This is a genomic window from Mesorhizobium sp. M7D.F.Ca.US.004.03.1.1 (assembly GCF_003998635.1).
Lineage (GTDB): Bacteria > Pseudomonadota > Alphaproteobacteria > Rhizobiales > Rhizobiaceae > Mesorhizobium > Mesorhizobium loti.
Window position 1 is genome coordinate 1 of record NZ_RZQG01000908.1, and the last position, 2,306, is coordinate 2,306.

Sequence of the window (2,306 nt, forward strand, 5' to 3'; positions counted from 1 at the left end):
CTGCAAACCGTCTGTGCTGAATTCTCCGATGTCGGGTTTCCGGTCTCATATTCCGGACCGGATCGGCTTCTGGGCTGGTGCAAGCCCAATGCACTGGCGCGGGCGATCGCCAATCTCTGCGCCAACGGGGTCAAATTCGCTGGCACTGTCACGGTCGCATTGACGGCGACCGACACGGTGGCACGCATCACGGTTGGCGATGACGGGCCGGGCATTCCGATGACGGCGCGCGCTCGTGTTTTCGAACCGTTCTTCAAAGAAGATGCGTCGCGCGGCATTGCATCGAAGCATGGCTTTGGCCTGGGTCTTTCGATCGTTGCCGACATCGTCCAGGGACACGGCGGCAGGATCGAATTGCAGGACAATCAACCCAACGGACTGGTCGTCACCATTGACTTGCCGAATGGTCCAAGTGCCCAACCGTCTTAGACGGCCTCGTGCCGGGTAAGACGACGCGCTTTAAGCCGGCAGGCCGGGGCGGTCGAGCTTTTTGGGCGACAGGGTGAAAATCTCGCAGCCGGTGTCGGTCACGCCGATCGTGTGCTCGTACTGCGCCGACAGCGAGCGGTCGCGCGTCACCGCGGTCCAGCCGTCCGACAAAACCTTCACGTGCGGTCGGCCGAGATTGATCATCGGCTCGATGGTGAAGATCATGCCGGGCCGCATCTCGACGCCCTCATTGGCACTGCCATAGTGCAGGATGTTCGGTGCGTCATGGAAAAGCTGGCCGACGCCGTGGCCGCAGAAATCGCGCACCACCGAGCAACGCTCACCCTCGGCATAGGTCTGGATGGCGGCGCCGATGGCGCCGGTGCGGGCGCCGGGCCTGACCGCCGCTATGCCGCGCATAAGGCATTCATGCGTGACTTCGAGCAGGCGCTCGGCAGCGCGCTTGATCGTGCCGACCGGATACATGCGCGAGGAATCGCCGTGCCAGCCGTCGAGGATGTAGGTGACGTCAATGTTGACGATGTCGCCATCCTTGAGCGGCTTGTTGTCGGGAATGCCATGGCAGACGACATGATTGATCGAGGTGCAGGACGATTTCGTGTAGCCGCGATAGTTGAGTGTCGCCGGCAGCGCGCCGTGGTCCATGCCGAATTCGAAGACAAAGCGGTCGATGGTTTCGGTGGTGACGCCGGGCTCGACCATCGGCACCAGTTCGTCGAGACAGCGCGCGGTGAGATCGCATGCCTTGCGCATGCCGCCAAAGCCGTCCTCGCCATAGAGGCGAATCTGGCCGGTATTTCTGAGCGGTGCCGTGGCGGCGTCGAGATAGGTGACCATTTTGTCCGTGTAGTCGGTAGGGCTCTGCAAGAGAGCCGACGTGAAAATCTCCCCAGATTTGGCACTTGAGGGCAAAAGGTTCAAGGAAGAACTGCCTGATGCAGCCGTGCATTCGGGATATTTGCCTTGCATGGGGTAATGTCTCGCCGGGTTTTGCCCGGTTTACTTTCCTTTCTGGCCATCGTGCGGTAGGGCGGGTGATGTTTTCGAGATCGCGCCCCTTCACGGCCAGGCAAGCCAGATGGCTTGAAGCGCCGCTGACGGCAGCCTGCTCATGCCTGATGGGCATGGTGCTGCTGGCGATGCTATGCCTCGGCCGGCCGGCGGCGCCAGCCTTCGCGGATAGTGCGCCGAGCGGTGCCAGAATCGGTGTCGAGCGGTCTGGCGAGGTGGCGGCGCTGCTGCGTGTCACCGGTAAGGTGCAAGCGCTGGAAGTTCGCGCCGTCCGTCCGGCCCTGGTCAAGTTCGCCGGCGCCCACCCCGCCCTGCCGGTCCCCGACGCTGTCTTCCCCGGGGTCGAGCGCACGCTGCCGGGAGCGGCTGTTTCGGGATACGGAGCGGCCTCGGCTCCGAGGGCGGGCACCAACCAGCCGCGCGCACCGCCGGGCATCGCGGCCTAAGCGGTCCAGAGCCGCACCCTTCACCTCATCGCTATCCCTGTTCGCGTCGTGATCGTGCGGCGGCTGTGGCCGCGCCGCGGTCGCGCGGCGCGGCATTTCCGGACTATTTCAATGCAACAACGCATCAAGACTTTCAAAACCCTGTCGCGTGCGGCCTCGGCTGCCGCGTTCCTCTCCGTTCAGGCGCTCATCTGCATCGGAACCGTCTATTGGGCGGTTGCCGAGACACTCGGCCTGTCGCCGATGTCGGCCCTTGTGCTCGGCGGCATCTTCGCCGTGCCGACGATATTTGTGCTGATCACCGCGATTCGCGTGGCTTTCGACGCGGAGACGGATCCAGCGAACCAGTGAGCGCAGTCGCCCAAAGCATATCCTCGATTGTTCTGGGCGACTGCGCTC

The 2,306-nt window shown here is 63.4% G+C and carries 4 protein-coding genes; 3 read left to right on the plus strand and 1 reads right to left on the minus strand.

The window, feature by feature from the left end; genetic code table 11:
• The coding region (locus EN935_RS31710) for a HAMP domain-containing sensor histidine kinase (protein ID WP_164771518.1) at positions 1-429 on the plus strand (429 nt) is incomplete at its 5' end.
• A 30-nt stretch (positions 430-459) separates the two neighbouring features.
• Here EN935_RS31710 and map read toward each other — a convergent pair.
• The gene (gene map / locus EN935_RS31715) at positions 460-1,287 is read right to left on the minus strand and encodes a type I methionyl aminopeptidase (protein ID WP_127265518.1); all 828 of its coding nucleotides are present in this window, start codon (positions 1,285-1,287) and stop codon (positions 460-462) included.
• A 200-nt stretch (positions 1,288-1,487) separates the two neighbouring features.
• Here map and EN935_RS31720 point away from each other — a divergent pair, with 200 nt between their 5' ends.
• Positions 1,488-1,907 carry a hypothetical protein gene (locus EN935_RS31720; protein ID WP_127374001.1) on the plus strand — a complete coding sequence of 140 codons (420 nt, stop codon included), beginning with the start codon at positions 1,488-1,490 and terminating at the stop codon, positions 1,905-1,907.
• 48 nt (positions 1,908-1,955) lie between these two features.
• Entirely contained in the window at positions 1,956-2,258 is a 303-nt protein-coding gene (locus tag EN935_RS31725) for a hypothetical protein (RefSeq protein ID WP_245489100.1), read from the plus strand.
• Positions 2,259-2,306: the final 48 nt, after the last annotated feature.

Bases quoted from the DNA above. Each gene is read 5' to 3' on its own strand.
- map (WP_127265518.1), bottom strand. From the start codon at position 1,287: ATGGTCACCTATCTCGACGCCGCCACGGCACCGCTCAGAAATACCGGC.
- EN935_RS31720 (WP_127374001.1), top strand. From the start codon at position 1,488: ATGTTTTCGAGATCGCGCCCCTTCACGGCCAGGCAAGCCAGATGGCTT.